This is a genomic window from Paenibacillus sp. FSL R5-0908 (assembly GCF_038006245.1).
Taxonomy (GTDB): Bacteria; Bacillota; Bacilli; order Paenibacillales; family Paenibacillaceae; genus Paenibacillus_AQ; species Paenibacillus_AQ odorifer.
The window spans coordinates 5,891,833-5,912,488 of record NZ_JBBOUV010000001.1; the positions used below are offsets into that span (position 1 = coordinate 5,891,833).

16 protein-coding genes, 1 tRNA gene and 3 rRNA genes are annotated in these 20,656 nt (G+C 46.7%); all 20 read right to left on the bottom strand.

What is annotated here, in order from left to right:
* Positions 1-69: 69 nt before the first annotated feature.
* Positions 70-144: transfer RNA gene (locus MKZ09_RS26840), tRNA-Glu, on the bottom strand.
* An 87-nt stretch (positions 145-231) separates the two neighbouring features.
* Complete coding sequence (locus MKZ09_RS26845; RefSeq protein WP_076208802.1) at positions 232-531, bottom strand: hypothetical protein; 300 nt, start codon at positions 529-531, stop codon at positions 232-234.
* A gap of 185 nt (positions 532-716) precedes the next feature.
* Positions 717-833, bottom strand: a 5S ribosomal RNA gene (rrf, locus tag MKZ09_RS26850).
* A 129-nt stretch (positions 834-962) separates the two neighbouring features.
* Positions 963-3,888 (bottom strand): 23S ribosomal RNA (locus tag MKZ09_RS26855).
* Between the two features lie 232 nt (positions 3,889-4,120).
* Positions 4,121-5,678: ribosomal RNA gene (locus tag MKZ09_RS26860) — 16S ribosomal RNA — on the bottom strand.
* The 16S, 23S and 5S rRNA genes sit together here, the layout of an rRNA operon.
* A 453-nt stretch (positions 5,679-6,131) precedes the next feature.
* Entirely contained in the window at positions 6,132-7,820 is a 1,689-nt protein-coding gene (locus MKZ09_RS26865) for a LysM peptidoglycan-binding domain-containing protein (RefSeq protein ID WP_341041518.1), read from the bottom strand.
* Positions 7,821-8,124: 304 nt separating this feature from the next.
* On the bottom strand, positions 8,125-9,006 hold the full coding sequence (ilvE, locus tag MKZ09_RS26870) for a branched-chain-amino-acid transaminase (RefSeq protein ID WP_036685189.1): 882 nt from the start codon (positions 9,004-9,006) through the stop codon (positions 8,125-8,127).
* A gap of 4 nt (positions 9,007-9,010) precedes the next feature.
* A complete protein-coding gene (pheA, locus tag MKZ09_RS26875) occupies positions 9,011-9,898 on the bottom strand; it encodes a prephenate dehydratase (protein ID WP_036685188.1) in 888 nt (295 codons plus the stop codon).
* Entirely contained in the window at positions 9,895-10,872 is a 978-nt protein-coding gene (gene thrB, locus MKZ09_RS26880; RefSeq protein ID WP_076137759.1) for a homoserine kinase, read from the bottom strand. Before thrB ends, pheA begins: the two co-directional genes overlap by 4 nt.
* A 59-nt stretch (positions 10,873-10,931) precedes the next feature.
* Positions 10,932-12,218, bottom strand: a complete 1,287-nt coding sequence (locus MKZ09_RS26885) for a homoserine dehydrogenase (protein ID WP_036685184.1) — start codon at positions 12,216-12,218, stop codon at positions 10,932-10,934.
* Positions 12,219-12,251: 33 nt separating this feature from the next.
* A complete protein-coding gene (locus MKZ09_RS26890) occupies positions 12,252-12,689 on the bottom strand; it encodes an ACT domain-containing protein (RefSeq protein ID WP_038573029.1) in 438 nt (145 codons plus the stop codon).
* 158 nt (positions 12,690-12,847) lie between these two features.
* Positions 12,848-14,209 (bottom strand): hypothetical protein, encoded by a 1,362-nt coding sequence (locus tag MKZ09_RS26895; protein ID WP_076208356.1) that lies wholly within the window; start codon positions 14,207-14,209, stop codon positions 12,848-12,850.
* A gap of 66 nt (positions 14,210-14,275) precedes the next feature.
* Positions 14,276-15,052, bottom strand: a complete 777-nt coding sequence (locus tag MKZ09_RS26900) for a hypothetical protein (RefSeq protein WP_076208354.1) — start codon at positions 15,050-15,052, stop codon at positions 14,276-14,278.
* 14 nt (positions 15,053-15,066) lie between these two features.
* The gene (locus tag MKZ09_RS26905) at positions 15,067-15,813 is read right to left on the bottom strand and encodes a hypothetical protein (protein WP_076208351.1); all 747 of its coding nucleotides are present in this window, start codon (positions 15,811-15,813) and stop codon (positions 15,067-15,069) included.
* A 10-nt stretch (positions 15,814-15,823) separates the two neighbouring features.
* Entirely contained in the window at positions 15,824-17,146 is a 1,323-nt protein-coding gene (locus MKZ09_RS26910) for an SPFH domain-containing protein (RefSeq protein ID WP_036685175.1), read from the bottom strand.
* Positions 17,147-17,356: 210 nt separating this feature from the next.
* Positions 17,357-18,667 (bottom strand): GTPase ObgE, encoded by a 1,311-nt coding sequence (gene obgE, locus MKZ09_RS26915; protein ID WP_036685174.1) that lies wholly within the window; start codon positions 18,665-18,667, stop codon positions 17,357-17,359.
* Positions 18,668-18,682: 15 nt separating this feature from the next.
* Positions 18,683-19,423 carry a Spo0B domain-containing protein gene (locus MKZ09_RS26920; RefSeq protein WP_076105522.1) on the bottom strand — a complete coding sequence of 247 codons (741 nt, stop codon included), beginning with the start codon at positions 19,421-19,423 and terminating at the stop codon, positions 18,683-18,685.
* A gap of 243 nt (positions 19,424-19,666) precedes the next feature.
* Entirely contained in the window at positions 19,667-19,978 is a 312-nt protein-coding gene (rpmA, locus tag MKZ09_RS26925) for a 50S ribosomal protein L27 (protein ID WP_036685171.1), read from the bottom strand.
* A gap of 17 nt (positions 19,979-19,995) precedes the next feature.
* The gene (locus tag MKZ09_RS26930) at positions 19,996-20,331 is read right to left on the bottom strand and encodes a ribosomal-processing cysteine protease Prp (RefSeq protein WP_036685168.1); all 336 of its coding nucleotides are present in this window, start codon (positions 20,329-20,331) and stop codon (positions 19,996-19,998) included.
* 12 nt (positions 20,332-20,343) lie between these two features.
* A complete protein-coding gene (gene rplU / locus MKZ09_RS26935; protein ID WP_036685166.1) occupies positions 20,344-20,655 on the bottom strand; it encodes a 50S ribosomal protein L21 in 312 nt (103 codons plus the stop codon).
* Position 20,656: the final 1 nt, after the last annotated feature.

The window sequence follows — 20,656 nt, forward strand, 5'->3', positions numbered from 1 at the left end:
TATCATAACATAATCAAATCTGTAATGCAACCATTTTTTCTAGAAGTCTAATGCTGTTTCAAGAAGAAATGGTGACCCGTATGGGATTCGAACCCATGTTACCTCCGTGAAAGGGAGGTGTCTTAACCCCTTGACCAACGGGCCGTTTTAAAAACAAATTGTTTTGACAACAAAAAAGATTATATCATGTATTATTAAGTATAGCAATACCTAAACTAATTATTTTTCTTTTTACTCTTCCCTAGGTAATAGATTGATATGAAGCTTTTGAGCTATTATCTCAACGATTTCACCCGTAGTTCTATCATTCGTGTCTAGATGCTGCTTAAACACCTCGTGATCACGCCCTGTGATGCACCTGTCGATCTGCTGAGCAGCCCAAGAGTCTTTTCCTTCACCCCTAACGCTTAATCTCTTAAGCAGGGTCTCTCGGGAGGCACACAAACTAAAATGATAAAGCTCTATACCTCCATCCATTAACTTGCCGATGATTTCCCTGCAATAATCCGGATTCATTAGGTTCATAGGCACGATAATTATTCCATCATATTCGCTAGCTATGTTTTTCTTCGATATATTTCATATGCGGTTTGTGTCTTCCCTAAACCAAATTTCATTCAAAAACCACTTCACAGTGATTGCCTATCCTTATAATAAACTGCTAAATATCGTACAACAAAAAGACCACTGTCGATTACTCAACAGTGGTCTTGCGTGCTTGGCAACGTCCTACTCTCCCAGGACCCTTCGGTCCAAGTACCATCGGCGCTGGAGGGCTTAACGGTCGTGTTCGGGATGGGTACGCGTGGAACCCCTCCGCTATCGCCACCAAACATGCGTCTGTGAAACAGACGCTGCCGCGTGAAATTCGGTTCATCACCAGAAGTGACAATGAATTTCTAAGCGTGTTACAGGCTTAATCGCCTGAAAACTGAATCCGAAACAAATCTGCATTCTACGTATAGGATAAGCCCTCGACCGATTAGTATTGGTCAGCTCCATGCATTACTGCACTTCCACCTCCAACCTATCTACCTCGTCGTCTTCAAGGGGTCTTACTAATTGGGAAATCTCATCTTGAGGGGGGCTTCACGCTTAGATGCTTTCAGCGCTTATCCCGTCCGTACGTAGCTACCCAGCCATGCTCCTGGCGGAACAACTGGTGCACCAGCGGTACGTCCATCCCGGTCCTCTCGTACTAAGGACAGCTCCTCTCAAATTTCCTGCGCCCACGACAGATAGGGACCGAACTGTCTCACGACGTTCTGAACCCAGCTCGCGTACCGCTTTAATGGGCGAACAGCCCAACCCTTGGGACCTACTTCAGCCCCAGGATGCGATGAGCCGACATCGAGGTGCCAAACCTCCCCGTCGATGTGGACTCTTGGGGGAGATAAGCCTGTTATCCCCAGGGTAGCTTTTATCCGTTGAGCGATGGCCCTTCCATGCGGTACCACCGGATCACTAAGTCCGACTTTCGTCCCTGCTCGACTTGTAGGTCTCGCAGTCAAGCTCCCTTATGCCTTTGCACTCTGCGAATGATTTCCAACCATTCTGAGGGAACCTTGGAACGCCTCCGTTACTCTTTAGGAGGCGACCGCCCCAGTCAAACTGCCCGCCTGACACGGTCCCCGTACCCGATAAGGGCACTAGGTTAGAACCTAGATACGATCAGGGTGGTATCCCAACGGCGCCTCCACCGAAGCTTGCGCTCCGATTTCTACGGCTCCCACCTATCCTGTACAGATCGTACCCAAATTCAATATCAAGCTGCAGTAAAGCTCCATGGGGTCTTTCCGTCTTGTCGCGGGTAACCTGCATCTTCACAGGTATTAAAATTTCACCGGATCTCTCGTTGAGACAGCGCCCAAGTCGTTACGCCATTCGTGCGGGTCAGAATTTACCTGACAAGGAATTTCGCTACCTTAGGACCGTTATAGTTACGGCCGCCGTTTACTGGGGCTTCGGTTCATAGCTTCGGGTTACCCCTAACCACTCCCCTTAACCTTCCAGCACCGGGCAGGCGTCAGCCCGTATACTTCGCCTTGCGGCTTCGCACAGACCTGTGTTTTTGCTAAACAGTCGCTTGGGCCTTTTCACTGCGGCCCCCTCGTGCTATTCACACTACCGGGGCACCCCTTCTCCCGAAGTTACGGGGTCATTTTGCCGAGTTCCTTAACGAGAGTTCTTCCGCGCGCCTTAGAATTCTCTTCTCGCCTACCTGTGTCGGTTTGCGGTACGGGCACCTTCTCCTGGCTAGAGGCTTTTCTTGGCAGTGTGAGATCATGACCTTCGCTACTATAATTTTCGCTCCCCATCACAGCCCAGCCTTAACGATGTGCGGATTTGCCTACACACCAGCCTCACTGCTTAGACGGACATCCATCAGTCCGCGTCACTACCCTCCTGCGTCACCCCATCGCTCATAGCGGATTACGGTGGTACAGTAATTTCAAACTGTTGTCCTTCGACTACGCCTTTCGGCCTCGCCTTAGGTCCCGACTTACCCTGAGCGGACGAGCCTTCCTCAGGAAACCTTGGGCTTTCGGCGGATCAGATTCTCACTGATCTTTTCGTTACTCATACCGGCATTCTCACTTGTGTAGTGTCCAGCGCTCTTTTCAGTACACCTTCAACCCCTACACAACGCTCCCCTACCCCAGATGCAAAGCATCTAGCCATAGCTTCGGTGGTGTGTTTAGCCCCGTTACATTTTCGGCGCAGAGTCACTCGACCAGTGAGCTATTACGCACTCTTTCAATGGTGGCTGCTTCTAAGCCAACATCCTGGTTGTCTGTGCAACTCCACATCCTTTCCCACTTAACACACACTTGGGGACCTTAGCTGATGGTCTGGGCTGTTTCCCTTTTGACAATGGATCTTAGCACTCACTGTCTGACTCCCGGCAATAAGTATATGGCATTCGGAGTTTGACTGAGCTTGGTAATCCTTGCGGACCCCGCACCCAATCAGTGCTCTACCTCCACTACTCTTATACCGAGGCTAGCCCTAAAGCTATTTCGGGGAGAACCAGCTATCTCCGAGTTCGATTGGAATTTCTCCGCTACCCCCACCTCATCCCCGCACTTTTCAACGTACGTGGGTTCGGGCCTCCAGTGCGTGTTACCGCACCTTCACCCTGGACAGGGGTAGATCACACGGTTTCGGGTCTACGTCCACATACTAAGTCGCCCTATTCAGACTCGCTTTCGCTGCGGCTCCACCTTCTCGGCTTAACCTTGCATGTTAAACGTAACTCGCCGGTTCATTCTACAAAAGGCACGCCATCACCCATTAATAGGGCTCTGACTTTTTGTAAGCACACGGTTTCAGGTTCTATTTCACTCCCCTTCCGGGGTGCTTTTCACCTTTCCCTCACGGTACTGTTTCACTATCGGTCGCCAGGTAGTATTTAGCCTTAGCAGATGGTCCTGCTGGATTCATACGGGGTTTCACGTGCCCCGCACTACTCGGGATCCGTCTCGGAGAGAATACAGTTTAGGTTACAGGGCTTTTACCTCTATCGCGGGCCTTTCCAGACCTCTTCACCTACCATATTCCTTTGTAACTCCATGTGAGACGTCCCACAACCCCTAAGAGCAAGCTCTTAGGTTTAGGCTGATCCGCGTTCGCTCGCCGCTACTGACGGAATCACTATTGTTTTCTCTTCCTCAGGGTACTTAGATGTTTCAGTTCCCCTGGTCTGCCTCTACATTTCCTATGTATTCAGAAATGAGTAACTGCGAATTACCACAGCTGGGTTTCCCCATTCGGACACCCCCGGATCAAAGCTTGCTTACAGCTCCCCGAGGCAGTTTCGTTGTTCGCCACGTCCTTCGTCGGCTCCTGGCGCCTAGGCATCCTCCGTGTGCTCTTATTAGCTTAACCTTGATTCTTCCGAAGAAAAATCTCACTAATAACATTTACTTGTTTGCACAAGTTGCTAAAAGATGTTCTAAAACGCAAATTCGTTTCGGTATCCAGTTTTCAAGGATCAAGTCTTACTTGAGAGCTTAAACTCTCAAAACTGAGCAACGAGTGAGTAACAGGCCTAAACCTGAGTTTTGGAAGTTAAACTTCCGATTTGAATGTTCTCATTGCAGAGAACGATTCTCCATAGAAAGGAGGTGATCCAGCCGCACCTTCCGATACGGCTACCTTGTTACGACTTCACCCCAATCATCTACCCCACCTTCGGCGGCTGGCTCCCTTGCGGGTTACCCCACCGACTTCGGGTGTTGTAAACTCTCGTGGTGTGACGGGCGGTGTGTACAAGACCCGGGAACGTATTCACCGCGGCATGCTGATCCGCGATTACTAGCAATTCCGACTTCATGCAGGCGAGTTGCAGCCTGCAATCCGAACTGAGACCGGCTTTGATGGGATTGGCTCCACCTCGCGGCTTCGCTTCCCGTTGTACCGGCCATTGTAGTACGTGTGTAGCCCAGGTCATAAGGGGCATGATGATTTGACGTCATCCCCACCTTCCTCCGGTTTGTCACCGGCAGTCACTCTAGAGTGCCCAGCCTTACCTGCTGGCAACTAAAGTTAAGGGTTGCGCTCGTTGCGGGACTTAACCCAACATCTCACGACACGAGCTGACGACAACCATGCACCACCTGTCTCCTCTGTCCCGAAGGCCGCCGCTATCTCTAGCGGATTCAGAGGGATGTCAAGACCTGGTAAGGTTCTTCGCGTTGCTTCGAATTAAACCACATACTCCACTGCTTGTGCGGGTCCCCGTCAATTCCTTTGAGTTTCAGTCTTGCGACCGTACTCCCCAGGCGGAGTGCTTACTGTGTTAACTTCGGCACCAAGGGTATCGAAACCCCTAACACCTAGCACTCATCGTTTACGGCGTGGACTACCAGGGTATCTAATCCTGTTTGCTCCCCACGCTTTCGCGCCTCAGCGTCAGTTACAGCCCAGAAAGTCGCCTTCGCCACTGGTGTTCCTCCACATATCTACGCATTTCACCGCTACACGTGGAATTCCACTTTCCTCTTCTGTACTCAAGCCACCCAGTTTCCAGTGCGACCTCAGGTTGAGCCCAAGGTTTAAACACCAGACTTAAATAGCCGCCTGCGCGCGCTTTACGCCCAATAATTCCGGACAACGCTTGCCCCCTACGTATTACCGCGGCTGCTGGCACGTAGTTAGCCGGGGCTTTCTTCTCAGGTACCGTCACTCCGGTAGCAGTTACTCTACCGGACGTTCTTCCCTGGCAACAGAGCTTTACGATCCGAAAACCTTCATCACTCACGCGGCGTTGCTCCGTCAGGCTTTCGCCCATTGCGGAAGATTCCCTACTGCTGCCTCCCGTAGGAGTCTGGGCCGTGTCTCAGTCCCAGTGTGGCCGTTCACCCTCTCAGGTCGGCTACGCATCGTCGCCTTGGTGGGCCGTTACCCCACCAACTAGCTAATGCGCCGCAGGCCCATCCCTCAGTGACAGATTGCTCCGTCTTTCATTCTTCTCTCAGGAGAAAAAAGAAATTATCCGGTATTAGCTACCGTTTCCGGTAGTTATCCCAGTCTGAAGGGCAGGTTGCCTACGTGTTACTCACCCGTCCGCCGCTAAGTTACTTTGAAAGCAAGCTTTCAAAGTAACTCCGCTCGACTTGCATGTATTAGGCACGCCGCCAGCGTTCGTCCTGAGCCAGGATCAAACTCTCCAATTAGTATTGAAAAGAGCGATATGCTCATTTTGAAACATCTGACGAGAAAATTAATTCTCTAATTTTGGATTTCACTTGCGTGATTTCCTACTCACTCGTTGTTCAGTTTTCAAAGATCAAGTTCTCGTTGGCGCCGTTTAATGTCTCAGCAGCAACTCTTATAATATATCATGCTTTCTGATTTATTGCAACTTTTTTTTAAAAAGTTATTTGCAATCTAATTCAGATTAACATTCACCAACCGAAAGCTTTATAGTTCCTCTTTGCGACTGGATTTATAATGTAACATATAACCCTATATAAAAACAATACTTAAAAATTTATATTTTATAAATAAGTGCTTTTGCCCCACTTTATTTAACATTTTTTATCCCTATTTACCTATAGAAAAACGTGTAGATTCTAAGGATACAGAATCTACACGTAAGTCAAACAACGGCTTAATATATAAATTTATTAGTTTGAAATCCAAGGATTTCTACGTTTTTTAGTACTCGCTGCTGAACCTTGAGATTTCGTAGCAGCTTTGCTTTTCTTGCTGCTAGGTTGACCTGAGGTCTTTGCTTTTTTGCCTGTTGCTGTTTCCTTTGCTACATTCCCCTTATTCTTGAGAGAACCGTTAGAAGTTGACTCATCAGTCTCTGTTCTAGCCGCCTCAGGAGATTCCTGCACGAACGCTTCAGGTTCTTGAATTTCCGGCACCCGATTATGCTGCGAATAATTACCTATCCCTGGATACTGCGGATTGGATGGAATATTAGAGTTATCCGGTCCGCCAAATGCTCCAAGTGTAGAAGTAGGTACCATTCCCTGATTAGGCATTCCTGCTCCATATGCGGAAAAAGCGTTTGGATTCCCATATTCAGGATAGGTGTTGTATACAGGCATGTCATATGAATAAGTTTGCACGGGTTGAATATGCACGCCTCCGCACCCACAAGTTGGCCAAGGAAGATTCGGCGTCTGTCCTCCATATTGAGGAACAGCATACGGGGAGAAATCCCCGCCTACGTTCATGCCAGCAACATTAGCCTCCATCGGATTCCACTGTCCTGGACTCATGTTAGGGGCAGCATTGGGATTCCACTGTTCCGGGCTTATGTTTGGCGCGGCATTGGGATTCCACTGTTCCGGGCTTATGTTTGGCGCAGCATTTGGATTCCACTGTTCCGGGCTTATGTTTGGCGCGGCATTGGGATTCCACTGTTCTGGGCTCATATTAGAATACATATTGCCCGAAAAATAACATGGTGAAATACATTCTGGTGCATAAGCCATTGGCTGAACATAACTTGGTGCCCAGTTCATGTTCATATTAGGGCTATTTTGATATGAATCATAGAGATAAGGATTTCCTCCCAGGCCCGGGTATCCGTTGGAATTATCCCATGAGCAATCATTGTCTGCTTTCTTCTCAGCTTTAGGTGCTTCTTGTTGAGCAACCGGTTCTTGATTTGGAACCGTAATCTGAACAAATAAACTCTGCATTTCAATTTCTTGCACTGGAGCAACTTCCATTTGCATATTAGGCGCAGGATTGGGTGCAATATTTTGTGTATTAATAGGGGCGATGTTTAGCGATGGGTGTGGTGCAGAATTGGATTCAGGTGAGATATTTGTCACTGGTTTAGGTGCAGGTTTAGCTTCTGGCTTGGTCTCCGGTTTTACTTCTGGTTTAGTTTCCGGTTTAGGTGCAGGCACTACTTCAGCAGCAGGCTGTTCTTTGGGGCCTGTATATTCCTTGCCACCCACCTGCGTTTTCTCTGAGGCGTTAGAAGGTGTATACCCAGGCTGTGTCGGTGAGGTATTGGATACTTTTTTAGGAATATTAACTACTTCCCCTAGCATAAGTACATTTGGATTCTTTAGTTGGGGATTGGCCTCAACCATATCCTTCAAAGGAATTCCCCAGGCTTTAGATAATTTCCACAAGGTATCTCCTTGTTTAACGGTGTGCTTGTAGTAAACTTCACTGTTCTCCGGTACGGATACAGGAGCCGTAGGTATTTTTACTTTGTCTCCAACCGCTAACACATTCGGATTACTGATCTGCGGGTTTGCTTCAATAAGTTTTTGTAACGGCACTCCGTACTTTTGCGATAATGCATACAAACTATCGCCTTGTTTGACAATGTGTATTTTCACGTAGCATTAACCTCCTAAAAGTTTTGTGGAGTATTGCTTTCTTTACAGCTACACAGCAAAACTGACTTCGAAAGCAAACACCCTTTTCATGGAACATTGCTCTCTTACAAAGTTATATGCGGTACAGCCGCCTCCTTCGTTACTACATCTTATGCAGCCCATGGGCGAATGACATCCCCGAAATAAAAAAAATCCTTTCATGATCCATGAAAAGATTAACCGGAGACTCCCGTTTTCTTCTGCATGTATGCATAAAAGGACTTCTGATGCGTATTCAATGCTATTTACGTTGTATGATTAGTCTTTATTCCCAAACCTTATAGCCATCTTTATCAACCACATTACGGAACTCTTCGAGCAGCTTCAAAGTGATTGGACCCGCTTGTCCTTCACCAATGATCCGGCCGTCAATTTCACGTGCAGCAATAACTTCAGCAGCTGTGCCAGTGAAGAACACCTCGTCCGCTATATAAACATCATGCATTGTGAACGGTTCTTCTTTCAGTTTAATACCTAATTTCTCGCAGAGCTCAATGATCGCCAGACGGGTAATTCCTTCAAGGGCTCCCAAGTAACATGGAGGAGTGAAAACCACACCATTTTTGATAATGAAAATGTTATCGCCCGATCCCTCAGTAACATAACCTTGAGCGTTCATCATGATGGCTTCGTCGGCTTCTGCCAAGTTGGATTGGATTTTTACTAGGATATTGTTTAGGTAATTAAGCGATTTGATCTTTGGATTGAGTGCATCCGGAATATTACGGCGTTGGGACACAGAAACTGCACGAAGTCCGTTCAAATACGCTTGCTCTGGGTAAATAGCCAGTTGTTCAACGATAATAATTACACTAGCTTTTGGACAACGGCGTGGATCAAGACCTAAGTTCCCTGGTCCCCGGGACACGATCAGTCGAATATAGCCATTCCGCATGTCGTTAAGACGAATCGTTTCAGCCATAGCCTCCAGCATCTCATCATACGTTAGCGGAATGTCCAGCATGATCGATTTTGCCGAATCATACAGTCTGTCCAAATGCTCTTTACATTTAAAAATATTGCCGTTATAGATACGGATACCTTCAAAAATACCGTCTCCATACAAAAAACCGTGATCAAAAACGGATACCTTTGCATTTTCCTTCGTTACGTGTTGTCCATCCAAATAGATCCATTGCTCAGCCATGAATTTACTGCACCTCCGCTTTCTCTTCCTCATAGGTGTATGTGGGATACGAGCCCAGAATCCTTACCTGACAGCCTAAAGCACTAATTTCTTCAATAGCCCCTGGCAGCAGAACAGATTCTATCGGTTCCAGCACATCAATATAAAAATAATAAGTACCCAGCTTCTTCTTCGTTGGTCGTGATTCAATCCGCGATAAATTCAGTTTCCGCCAGGAAAAAGCAGCAAGCACCTGATGCAAGGCACCTGGAAAATCCTCTGGCAGCGTTACTAGAACACTCGTCTTTACTCCTGTGCTGCTCCGTGGAAGATCTATCTTCTGTGGACCAACCAGGACAAACCGTGTGTAGTTGTTGTTGTGATCTGTAATTTGCCGATCTACAATCTCCAGCCCATGCGTAGCGGCGCCAAGAGCGGTACCGATAGCAGCCCAGCCCTTGCCGGGATTGTTTTTGACGATTTCCACAGCTTCAGAGGTACTTCCAACCGACTCCAGTTCAGCCCAAGGGGCATGCTTACGAACAAATTGCATACATTGCGCCATGGCTACGGGGTGCGAAAGGATTTTTACCATCTTGGTGAAATCCTTGTTGCCGTCTGTATCTGTGAATTCCCTTGGGTTACCGATAAGATTCTGTATCGATGGAAAAATCCATTCCGTCTGCATTGGCAGATCCACTTCATTGATGAGCCAATCGATGTGAAGACTAACTGAGCCTTCAATGGTATTTTCAATCGGAATCACGCTGTAATCGGTGGTACCATTCGCCGTAGAGAGAAATACATCGGAAATTAACTTGTGATGCACAAGCTTTACAGGTTCACCGTTAAACAAATGCAGCAGCGCTTCGTGGGATACCGAGCCCTGCGGCAATACCGCTATTGATTTCATGACCGTACTCCTTTTATCATATCCAAAAATGATACGTTTTGCATCTCGTTTATTTCGAGCAGCTCTGTAGTCACTCCAGAAGCACAAGGTGTTAACCAGCAGGTCCGAGCGGAAATGCCATGTTCCTGCATCGTATTCTTCAAGAAGGCCTCAAGCTCACGCTTACGGGTCTCTTGGCGATCCACTAAACATAGCAGAGTCGGTCCCGCACCGCTAAGTGCGATTCCTAAAGCACCGTGTTCAGGAGCTTCTGCGAGCAGCTTCTCCATGCCCGGTATAAGCGGTGCACGATACGGCTGATGCAGGCGATCCTGCATCGCTCTGCTAAGCAGGTCAAGCCGGCCTGATGCCAGCGAAGCCGTCAATAGAGAGGTTCTGCTGATGTTGTACACAGCATCACTAACTGAGATTTCTGTTGGGAGCAACCCCCGCGCTTTTGTGGTTTCCAGTTCGAATTCAGGAATAACCACCAGCACCTCAAGATTTTGTGGTGGTTCTAGCCGAACATAATCCGCATGTTCACCATCCCACACGGCAGTAATAATGCCGCCAAACAAGGAGGCACCCACATTATCGGGATGTTTCTCAAGCTGGGTAGCCATATCAAACAGCTTAGCATTATCCAGCGGAGAGCCAATCATTGTGTTCGCTGCGGCCATTCCGCCAATAATAGCTGAGGCACTGCTGCCGAGTCCGCGCGTAAGCGGAATCTCCGAGTACATGGATATCGATAATTCAGGCACCGTAACGCCTGCCTCTGCAAATACCATTTGAGCGACCTTATAGAGTAAATTGCTCTTATCCTGAGCCACTCCATTCATCTCGTCACCATACAGATGAAAAACAGTCTCCTCTGCTTCCTCCATCTCAATCCAGGCATATAGCGGCAAAGCCATACCCAGAGTATCGAAGCCCGGACCAAGATTGGCAGTACTAGCAGGCACTTTAACCCTAGCTCTTCCGTAAATACTCATAACAGGTACAATCTCCTTACTATGTTTTGAAATATGAAAGTATTAGTTCAGTGGCTTGGTTAACCTTCCACACGATAATGGCTCTTAATCCGGCGGATTACTTTCAGCTCCTCGAAATGGCGCAGCACTTTGTTCATGCTTGCTTTACTAGCGTTATGAGTGACAATAATGATCTCCGCATCAGGATTATTGGGATTGGCTTGCTGAACTACTGAATCCAAACTTACATCATATTCAGCAAACACTTGAGTAATCTTAGCCAATACCCCTGCTTTATCATCAACATGCAGAAGTAAAAAGTTTTTATAAAAAATAGCTTCATCACTCTTAAGCTTTTTCTGCTTGTAAGGTACTTTTTGCTTCAATCCATTAACACCTAGTTTAAGGTTCTTAATGACAGCTACCAAATCAGCTACCACTGAGGTTGCAGTTGGCATTGCGCCCGCACCCGCACCGTAGAACATGGTCTCTCCCACTGCTTCCCCGTATACGTAAACTGCGTTGAACACGCCATTGACGGAAGCCAAGGGATGACTAGCCCGAATCAAGGTTGGCTGAACACTGATGCTGAATTCTTCATCCTGACGTTCAGCGATGCCTAACAGCTTAATTTCATATCCGAGACGTTTCGCAAAGGCGATATCCGCCTTACTCACCTGAGAAATCCCACTCACACTTACATCGTGCAGCTCCACGTTAGTACGGAAACCTAAGGTTCCGAGAATCGCCATTTTGCGGGCAGCGTCCAAGCCTTCCACATCCGAGGTTGGATCAGACTCTGCGTATCCCAGATCCTGCGCTTCTTTTAACACATCATTATAGGATGCGCCTTCTTGGCTCATTTTGGTTAGTATGTAATTAGTCGTTCCATTCACGATACCTATAATCTTCATAATCTTATCTGAGGAAAAGCCCTCGATAAGTGTGCGGATAATCGGAATGCCTCCTGCAACGCTAGCCTCATAAAAGACATCACATTGCTTCTCCTGCGCCTTAGCAAGAATCTCCGAGCCGTGCAGCGCCATCAAATCCTTGTTCGCAGTTACGACATGTTTACCGCGTTCCAAAGCTTCAAGAATATATTCTTTGGTTCCCGCGATTCCCCCCATAACTTCAACGATGACATCAATTTCAGGATCACGAATCACATCCCATGGATCTGTCGTTATTTTAGCAGGATCAACCTCGATTTCGCGTGGTTTATTAGAATTATTCACAGCTATACGTTCAATGACAATTGAAGAGCCTACCTGGCTGCTTAAATCCTCTTGATTCCCTTCCACGATACGAACTACACCTGTGCCTACTGTTCCCAGGCCCAGCAACCCCACTTTAACCGGCTTCATCTGTCTCCTCCTAAAAGTTTACGAATATAATTCCTATCCCTGTCCAACGATTAAAGCACGCTTCACTCCCGGAATCTCTTTCAGACTATCCAGCATCTCTCCGAGTTCCTCATTTAAGTGTGAAATTTCTACGGAGATCACCACATTTGCCCGCCCTTGCAGCGGAATACTCTGGTGAATCGTCAACACATTAGCCCCATGTCCCGCTACAGAGCCTAGTACCTTGGAAAGCATTCCAGATTCGTGCTCCAAATCCATGGAAATCGTAACGATCCGCTCTCGTTCGAGCTGATGGATCAAGTGAATTCCATCCTTGTATTTATAAAAAGCGCTTCGGCTTAATCCCACCTGCTCTACACCTTCATTTACGGTCTTCGCATCCCCGGCCTCAAGCAATTGTTTAACCTGCATAGTCTTAAGTACAGCATCAGGCAATATGTCCTCCCGGACCAAATAATAGCGTTCTCTCACGAACGTCCTCACCTCAAAGACTTTTGTGTTTTCTTAGTGGACATTATATCGGAAAAGGCTTGTAAAATGCAATAACTTTATCTGGATGCTCCAAGGCCAGGTAGTTAGGTGTAGTAAAACCCCCGGATTCCCGGGGGCAGAAGGCAATCGTATGTACACTAACTGTATGGAATCGTCGTCCCGCAATAGTCACAGATTTTATCCTGCCCTGGAAGTACTCTACTCTTAGCACCGCAACTCGGACAAACGATGGATTTCGGCAGTTGGACAGGTGGCTTAGGCCTATTCTCCGGCAATGACTGCCGCCCAGATGATGGCTGGTTCTCTGATGCCGCGGAGGGCTGTGCCCGGTCAGGATGTACAAGATTGGGCGGTTGTTTATCTAAGAGCTTAACACGTCCTTCATAATAGACAAGATCAGAAGCAAGTAACCCCCATCTCACCAAATACCGTAGGTCTCTACGTACATCATCTTCACTTTGTTTCGTGATATCAGCTAAATTACCAATATGCCTAACTTCATCCACTACGATCAGCATGAGATACTTCTTGCACAGAAAATCAAAGTTTTCTGTTGCGAAGGTAGCCCTCCCTGCAAAGCTGTCCGCCGGAATTATAAAGATCACGTAGAGGACCACCAGAATGATCAATAAAGTGTACCACTTAAAATCCCCTTTGTAGGTCCCCACGGCGAAGAGGACAGCAAGTTCCATAAAAGCTCCCATACATACATGATAGAGCAATTTGTAGTTAAATGATTTCCGCTCATTCTTATAGTGAGTGCTTACAAAACGAAGCATCGCAAGTACAAACCCAAGCGGAGCAAACAAATAGGCAATCGCCATGATGATTCGATCAAACACTGTCCGGTCTCGCTTGTTACGGTAGCGAAGGTTATTCTCAGGCGCACGCACCAGTGCTTGTGCCCGTTTGGAATAAATAAGCTTCGGCGGCAATTTTACAAATGGATTGTCTACACGTCCTTCATAATAAACAATATCTGGAGAAAGCACTCCCTGATCTTTTAAATATTCCAAAACCTCGCGGACATTCTCTTCACTGAATCCGCGAATATCGGATAGGCTGCCGATATGCCTTATGCCGTCCACAAGAACCAATGCGATATAGTCATTGCAAAGATAGGTAAATCCCTCTCTCCATCCTACGGCCCTAACGGATAATTTGATGGCGGGAATCCTAAACAATGCGTAGATAATCACCAGCCTGATCAAGAGTGCGACATAATCGATTTGACCGAGTAGCTTGCTAATAATGAAATAGATCGCCAATTCTACAAAGGCACCCATACACGCATGATAAAACAGGTTAATATTGCTTGCTTTGCGCTGTCTCTTGGAATGTGTAGATAATAACCGGATGGCAGCCAATATAAAGCCAACCGGAGCAAATACATACGCAAACACAATAGTCGTATAATCAAACGCCGTCCGCTCATATTCATGCTTGTACACGGGTTTTCCCGATGTCGGCGGCTGTCTGCGTATATCCAATCCACTCATTTTGTCTTTAATCCCCTTATTTATGTAATCCTATATGCGATGCAGCTAATCTGTTGGTAGACGGCATTAAATGTACGGGATCTTCGTTCCACAGTAATCACAGCTTTTAGATTGGCTTGGGAGCACAGTATTCTGGGCTCCGCACCCCGGACAACGGATAGACTTAGGCAGTTGCGGCGGAGACTGAGGCTGCGCAGGTATCTGCTGCCCCGATGCTTGGGTTCTCCCCGTTCCTCCAAAGCCCGAAGTACTTTCAGGGTAACCTCGATTAGCTGCTGATGGTTCTGGCGCCTGGCGCCCTTCGGATAATGCGATATCAATATCAAGCAGCCCTTTATCCTTCAGATACTGGACATCTCTCCGTACATCACTTTCACTTTGGCCTATTCGTTCAGATATACTGCCAATATGCCGGATATTCTTATTTTGAATCAGCTCTATATAAGAAGTGTTAAGCTTAGAAAGGGTATATTTAGCTTTCGCTGTCACACTGGCCAGTATAAAAGCTGGAGTCAAAAACATGATTGCAATTAAAATAAGCGTTGATACTAAATCAGAAGTTCCAAATTCCCCATTGAGCGCACTAGAAAACATGGCAATAGAAAGTTCAACAAACCCACCAATAAATACATGCATCAGCAGGTTGAGGTTAGTCGGTCTGCGGTAATTTTTGTAATGCGTTGTCATCAAACGTAACAAGGCAAGCACAAGTCCAACGGGCATCAGCAGATAAGCCGCCGCGAGAATAACATAATCAAACCCGGTACGTTCGTATTTAAGCCGGGGAACGGCTGCATTTCCTCCCGGGAGCGGTGACGGCTCTTGTAGGTTCAAACTGTTCATGTAGTAAACTCCTCCTATTTAAGTGCCGCTAATTCACGGTTACGCCGCTGAAGTGTAGACTTTATGCTCTCTGACATCTCATTTATTTCTACCTGCCAACCCTCATGTGGCTCTTGGGTCGCCAGCAGTAGCTTCACGTGATCATGTAACAGGGAAATTTGCTGCTGCAGAATATCCTCTGTAGCATATAAAGACGGTTCTGATATGGGATCACTGTACTTAAATTTTTCCTCCAACATATCTAACACGTTCATTAGCTGCTCGGATTCGGAATTCTCCCAGCTACTAGCCAGCTCACTCATTTCAGTTAATTCGTTCTGATACCGCCGAAACTTTTGTAAAGACCTTTTGGCTTGCTGTTCCCCTGCCCCAGCATTCCACCCGTAAAGCCCTATCGCGGCCAAAGTGATCGCTCCTAACACAAGAATCAGCAGTTGTTCGGCTGCGTACCACAAGGCGGGTAACTCCAGCAGCCAATCGAATAATAAGGCCGATACAAATACGATGGCTGCATAGATCCCTGTAATGATTGCACCGCTGATAAGAACAGGTGGAGTCTGCTGAATGCTACTTGCAGTCCGGAGCCAAAAAATACAATAGCCATAGATTACACTTTCTGCTAGCAGAACCGCGGATAAAGAAATTATGAACCGAAACAGTGAGTCGGAGAAACCTAATCCAATAAACGAGAACACTGTCAGTACTATAGCTACCGCATAAATGATGGTAATAATGTATATATATCTCCTGCTTTTGTTCATTAGGTCCTCCTTAGCCTGCTTTTGTTCCGCACTCTGCACAGAATTTTTGTCCAGCTTTCAGCTCATGTCCACAGCCGCTGCATTTAATCACCATGCTGTCTCCACAATGAGGACAGAATTTCACCCCTGGCGCTACCATAGTCCCACATTTACCGCAAGCTTTAGGCATTTCTTTTCCACAGGAGACACAAGAAGCCGCTCCCTCTGGATTATCTGCTTTACAGGAGGGGCAAGCACGATAAGGATTTCCACAACCTGGACAGAACTTAGCTCCCGCATTTAGTTCATGCCCGCATTCAAAACATTTAATCTTGTTCGCAGAGGGAGAACCTTGCGGGTTGCCTCCAAGTGCCTGCCCACAACCGCTGCAGAACCGTCCCTCTACTGGATTCATAACACCACACTTAGAGCAGGAACGCTGCTCTTGACGTATAACTGTAGTCCCTGAATCCAAATTCATCCCTCTAGTCATACGGTTCACCATATCCATAGCCGGTCCAGCAAATCCCATTCCAAGTCCAAGCCCCATCCCGGTGTTCATCATGCCCACTCCAAGATTGCCGGGATTACCTGCCGCTTCTTCCATCGTGTCAAAACCACGCTCCTGCTGATAGGTGAAGCCGATGATATCCATTTCTGCTTTTTTAGCCAAAGCTTCCTTCAAACGAATCGTTGCCGGATCATCCTCTGGAATATTGATCGAATCAATATAGAAATTATTCAGCTCAATGCCATTATCCAAGAAAGCCGAGGCTAGTCGGCCCTGAATATGTTTGGAGATCTCTGCAACATAAGCATTAATCTCCAGTATGCTGATTTGCTTGTGCACAAGGTAAGAAGAAATAAGTTCATTTATATTCGACATCAGCAGTCCGCGGAAATAACTGATAAGCGTTTCATGATCAAACTGTGGGAGTGTCCCTACGAGCTTCAGCAAGAATTTTCGCGGATCATCGATTTTTACACCAAACTGCCCAAAAGAGCGAACAGAAATCATAATTTTGTATTTGGGATCCTGAAGCTGTAAAGGTGAGCTTGTTCCCCATTTGACATTCATCGAATTCGTCTTATTCACATACCATACTTCAGCCGTAAATGGTGATTTTCCACCAAAAGGAAGATTAACGATATTGGATAAAATAGGTATATTAGCGGTACTTAGGGTGTGGCGCCCAGCTGTAAAAGAATCAAGCGCTTGTCCGCCCTTGAATAGAATCGCTTCCTGGGATTCATTAACGATTAGTTGTGTCCATGTCCCCAGCTCCTGGTTAGGATATTTCCATGCAAATATACCTGGAGGACCGTCATACTTCACCACTTCTATAATTGCCATCTGCTATTCCTTCTTTCATTATCTTATATATAAATAACGTGCACGCTCCCAAATGGGAATTAGTGTATTTCGATATTTATTGTATACGATATATATCGTGTTTTGGGTTCTTTTATTGAAAAAAATTACTGATCTCCTCACAAAAAAAGCGCCAACTATGCTATCCCTTTACAGGAAAACCATAGTTGGCGCTTCATAGTCAGCTAAATATTAATAGTAGCTGCTGTTCTCAACGAATTCGAATTCGAAATCAGCGATACGGACAATCGTTCCTTCTACAGCACCGCGTTTACGCAGCTCTGCATCTACACCCATATGACGCAAAGTCCGTGCCAGCTTGAGAATCGCATCATGTGTGCTAAGCTGCATGCGCTTCAGCATACGTTCGATACGTGGGCTTGTGACCACAAACGCCTCGTTATCACGTGTAATAGTAAACGAATTATCCTCTTCTGCTTCCAGCTTATACACCTTACGTTCAGTAGTTTCAGCAACTTCCTCAACCACCGGCGCAACCGGAATGCTGTCGAGAATATCCGTTGCACGATATAGGAGCTCCTGAACACCCTGACGGGTAAGGGATGAAATTGGCATGATTTCTAAATCCGGCCGCACCTCAGCTACGCGTTCGCGGAAAGAAATAAGATTCTCTTCTGATTCAGGCATATCCATCTTATTCGCCGCCACAATCTGCGGACGATCGATTAGACTAGCATTGTACTGCTTCAGCTCATCATTAATTAAAACCCAATCCTCGAAGGGATCACGGCCCTCAGAGCCAGACATATCAACTACATGAATGATGATACGCGTGCGTTCAACGTGACGCAGGAATTCGTGACCCAGACCTATGCCTTCACTAGCGCCCTCGATTAATCCAGGCAGATCCGCCATTACAAAGCTTCGGCCATCCCCAACATCCACTACCCCTAAATTCGGTGTAATCGTTGTGAAATGGTATGCTCCGATTTTGGGCTGAGCTGCGGACACAACCGACAGCAACGTAGATTTACCCACACTCGGGAAGCCTACAAGCCCTACATCAGCCATTACCTTAAGTTCCATAACCACATAACGCTCTTGGCCTTCTTCACCGTTCTCCGCAAGCTCTGGTGCAGTATTATTAGCTGTGGCAAAACGGGTGTTACCCCGGCCTCCACGGCCTCCACGTGCAACTACAACCTGTTGTCCATGACGCGTCATGTCGGCAATGATCTCTTGCGTATCATCGTCAATCAGAATGGTTCCTGGCGGAATACGAACGATCATATGATCCGCATTCGCTCCATGTTGGCTTTTGTTCCGTCCTTTAATCCCTTTGTCAGCTTTGAAGTGGCGCTGATAACGGAAATCCATCAACGTGCGCAGTCCCTCATCTACACGGAAAATAACGTCGCCTCCACGGCCTCCGTCACCACCGGCAGGACCACCCTCCGGTACATATTTCTCCCGGCGAAACGCAACGAGACCATCCCCGCCGTCACCGCCTTTAACATAAATCTTAGCTTTATCTACGAACATAAATGTTCACCTTCCTCACATTTCAAGCGGTAATCGCAGCTCTACATAAGCCCTGCTAGGCTTAAACTGCTCTGCTTTCATGATTTTTCCTTGTACTATATTATAAATTTGCCCTTTGAGCAGCTCGGGATTGCCATGCTCCCCCTCGCCTTCGAAGGAGATAAGAATGTCTCCTCCATCCTGAAAAAAGCCAAGGCGCAGCTTGCGCGTCTCCCCCTGAGGAGCCAGCCCGTTGTACTGATAAGCCCGTATGGTCTGCATAATCACTGAAGTCAGCTCATCTCCTGCTTCTGGATTTAGCTTGTCCTCTAGCTGCAACCCTTCCTCCACCTGAACTTCCAATTCCAGACTAGACCTGTTAGTTCGGAAGGATTGGATATAGAAAACCAATGAAGGAATGCCCAACTTAGCGATACGACTATCAAGTGCTATGCGTTCCTTTATTCTTTCCACACACTCCACGGATTTATTAGGCTTTCCAAGCTGAATATATCCGTATAGAATCTGCAAATCGTTCATCCAATCATGTCGATGATGATTCAGTGTCCGAATCGCCGCCTGTTGCAGAGTGTTCTCTTGTATACGCAGCTCCCGTTCATAATGACGCTGGCTCCAGATAAAACTGAAAGCAACGATTGCCACTACCCAGACTCCGAGTAATAGACACGTCAGAAGAGAAGTATGCCAATACAAAAGACCTAAAGGAAGCATTACGGATAACATGACTGCCCAGATTGCACTTTTCCAGGATTTCATTCTTTCTCCCCGTCCCTCAGTTCGCAAAATTCATGACTTCGTTTAGATAATTTGTTTTGTTAGTATCATTTACCATTTCCTAGTATAACACACGCGTTCACTGTAGTTCACCAGAGATAATAACGAGATTTTCACATCTATCTAATCCTTCCAACTTTGCAACACAAATAATTATGAATATTCTACAAAAAAGCCTCCGGCACTCATGCCGGAGGCTTCTACTTGCTCATATGGTCCGTAAGCTTACGCTTCCAGTGCCGCTGCTACCGGAGCGACATCAACTGGGTACACGCTCACTTTTTTGCGATCGCGGCCCCAACGTTCGAACTTCACTACGCCATCCACCATTGCGAACAAAGTATCATCTTTACCGATGCCTACGTTAGTTCCTGGGTGAATTTTTGTTCCGCGTTGACGAACCAAGATGTTACCGCCGGTTACTGCTTGACCGTCAGCACGTTTCACGCCAAGACGTTTGGAATGGGAATCCCGTCCGTTTTTTGTGGAACCTACACCTTTTTTCGATGCGAACAATTGAAGATTCAATTTCAACATGTTGTCAACCTCCTTCTTTAAATATTTACTTGCTGTATTTGAATATACTTCCCGTATGATTCTGCGATATCATTCAGCATCACGACCATGGATTCAAGCAGCAATTGTACCTTCGCGGAAGTATCGAAATCTTCAACAGAACTTAATGTTCCACTTAAGAATCCGTTCTTCATGGACGTGTCCATGGAGATTCCGGTCAAGGTCTCAATCGAATTGACGGTTCCAACTGTTACAGCGGATACCCCGGCACATACGATATCTTCGCCACGCTTCGCATAACCCGCATGCCCCTTAACCTCAAAGCCAACGATAGTTCCTAGATCCGATAATCGTGTAATCCGCACGCTAATCATTAACGCACCTTCTTACGCTTGAATCTTCTCGATAGTTACTTTCGTGTACGGTTGACGATGACCTTGTTTCTTGTGGTAGTTCTTCTTAGGTTTGTATTTGTAAACTACAACCTTAGCGCCTTTACCATGTTTCTCGACTTTAGCTGTTACAGACGCGCCGCTTACTAGCGGAGTTCCTGCAGTCAGACCACCATCGTTAGAAACAGCCAATACACGGTCAAAAGTTACACTTGCACCGTCTTCAGCTTCCAACTTTTCAATGAACAAAACGTCGCCCTCTTGGACTTTGTATTGTTTACCACCAGTTTCGATAATTGCATACATT

Excerpts from the sequence above, each read along its gene's own strand:
- ilvE (WP_036685189.1), bottom strand. The coding sequence starts at position 9,006 with ATGGCTGAGCAATGGATCTATTTGGATGGACAACACGTAACGAAGGAA.
- pheA (WP_036685188.1), bottom strand. The coding sequence starts at position 9,898 with ATGAAATCAATAGCGGTATTGCCGCAGGGCTCGGTATCCCACGAAGCG.
- thrB (WP_076137759.1), bottom strand. The coding sequence starts at position 10,872 with ATGAGTATTTACGGAAGAGCTAGGGTTAAAGTGCCTGCTAGTACTGCC.
- MKZ09_RS26885 (WP_036685184.1), bottom strand. The coding sequence starts at position 12,218 with ATGAAGCCGGTTAAAGTGGGGTTGCTGGGCCTGGGAACAGTAGGCACA.
- MKZ09_RS26895 (WP_076208356.1), bottom strand. The coding sequence starts at position 14,209 with ATGAGTGGATTGGATATACGCAGACAGCCGCCGACATCGGGAAAACCC.
- MKZ09_RS26900 (WP_076208354.1), bottom strand. The coding sequence starts at position 15,052 with ATGAACAGTTTGAACCTACAAGAGCCGTCACCGCTCCCGGGAGGAAAT.
- MKZ09_RS26905 (WP_076208351.1), bottom strand. The coding sequence starts at position 15,813 with ATGAACAAAAGCAGGAGATATATATACATTATTACCATCATTTATGCG.
- MKZ09_RS26910 (WP_036685175.1), bottom strand. The coding sequence starts at position 17,146 with ATGGCAATTATAGAAGTGGTGAAGTATGACGGTCCTCCAGGTATATTT.
- obgE (WP_036685174.1), bottom strand. The coding sequence starts at position 18,667 with ATGTTCGTAGATAAAGCTAAGATTTATGTTAAAGGCGGTGACGGCGGG.
- MKZ09_RS26920 (WP_076105522.1), bottom strand. The coding sequence starts at position 19,423 with ATGAAATCCTGGAAAAGTGCAATCTGGGCAGTCATGTTATCCGTAATG.
- rpmA (WP_036685171.1), bottom strand. The coding sequence starts at position 19,978 with ATGTTGAAATTGAATCTTCAATTGTTCGCATCGAAAAAAGGTGTAGGT.
- MKZ09_RS26930 (WP_036685168.1), bottom strand. The coding sequence starts at position 20,331 with ATGATTAGCGTGCGGATTACACGATTATCGGATCTAGGAACTATCGTT.
- rplU (WP_036685166.1), bottom strand. The coding sequence starts at position 20,655 with ATGTATGCAATTATCGAAACTGGTGGTAAACAATACAAAGTCCAAGAG.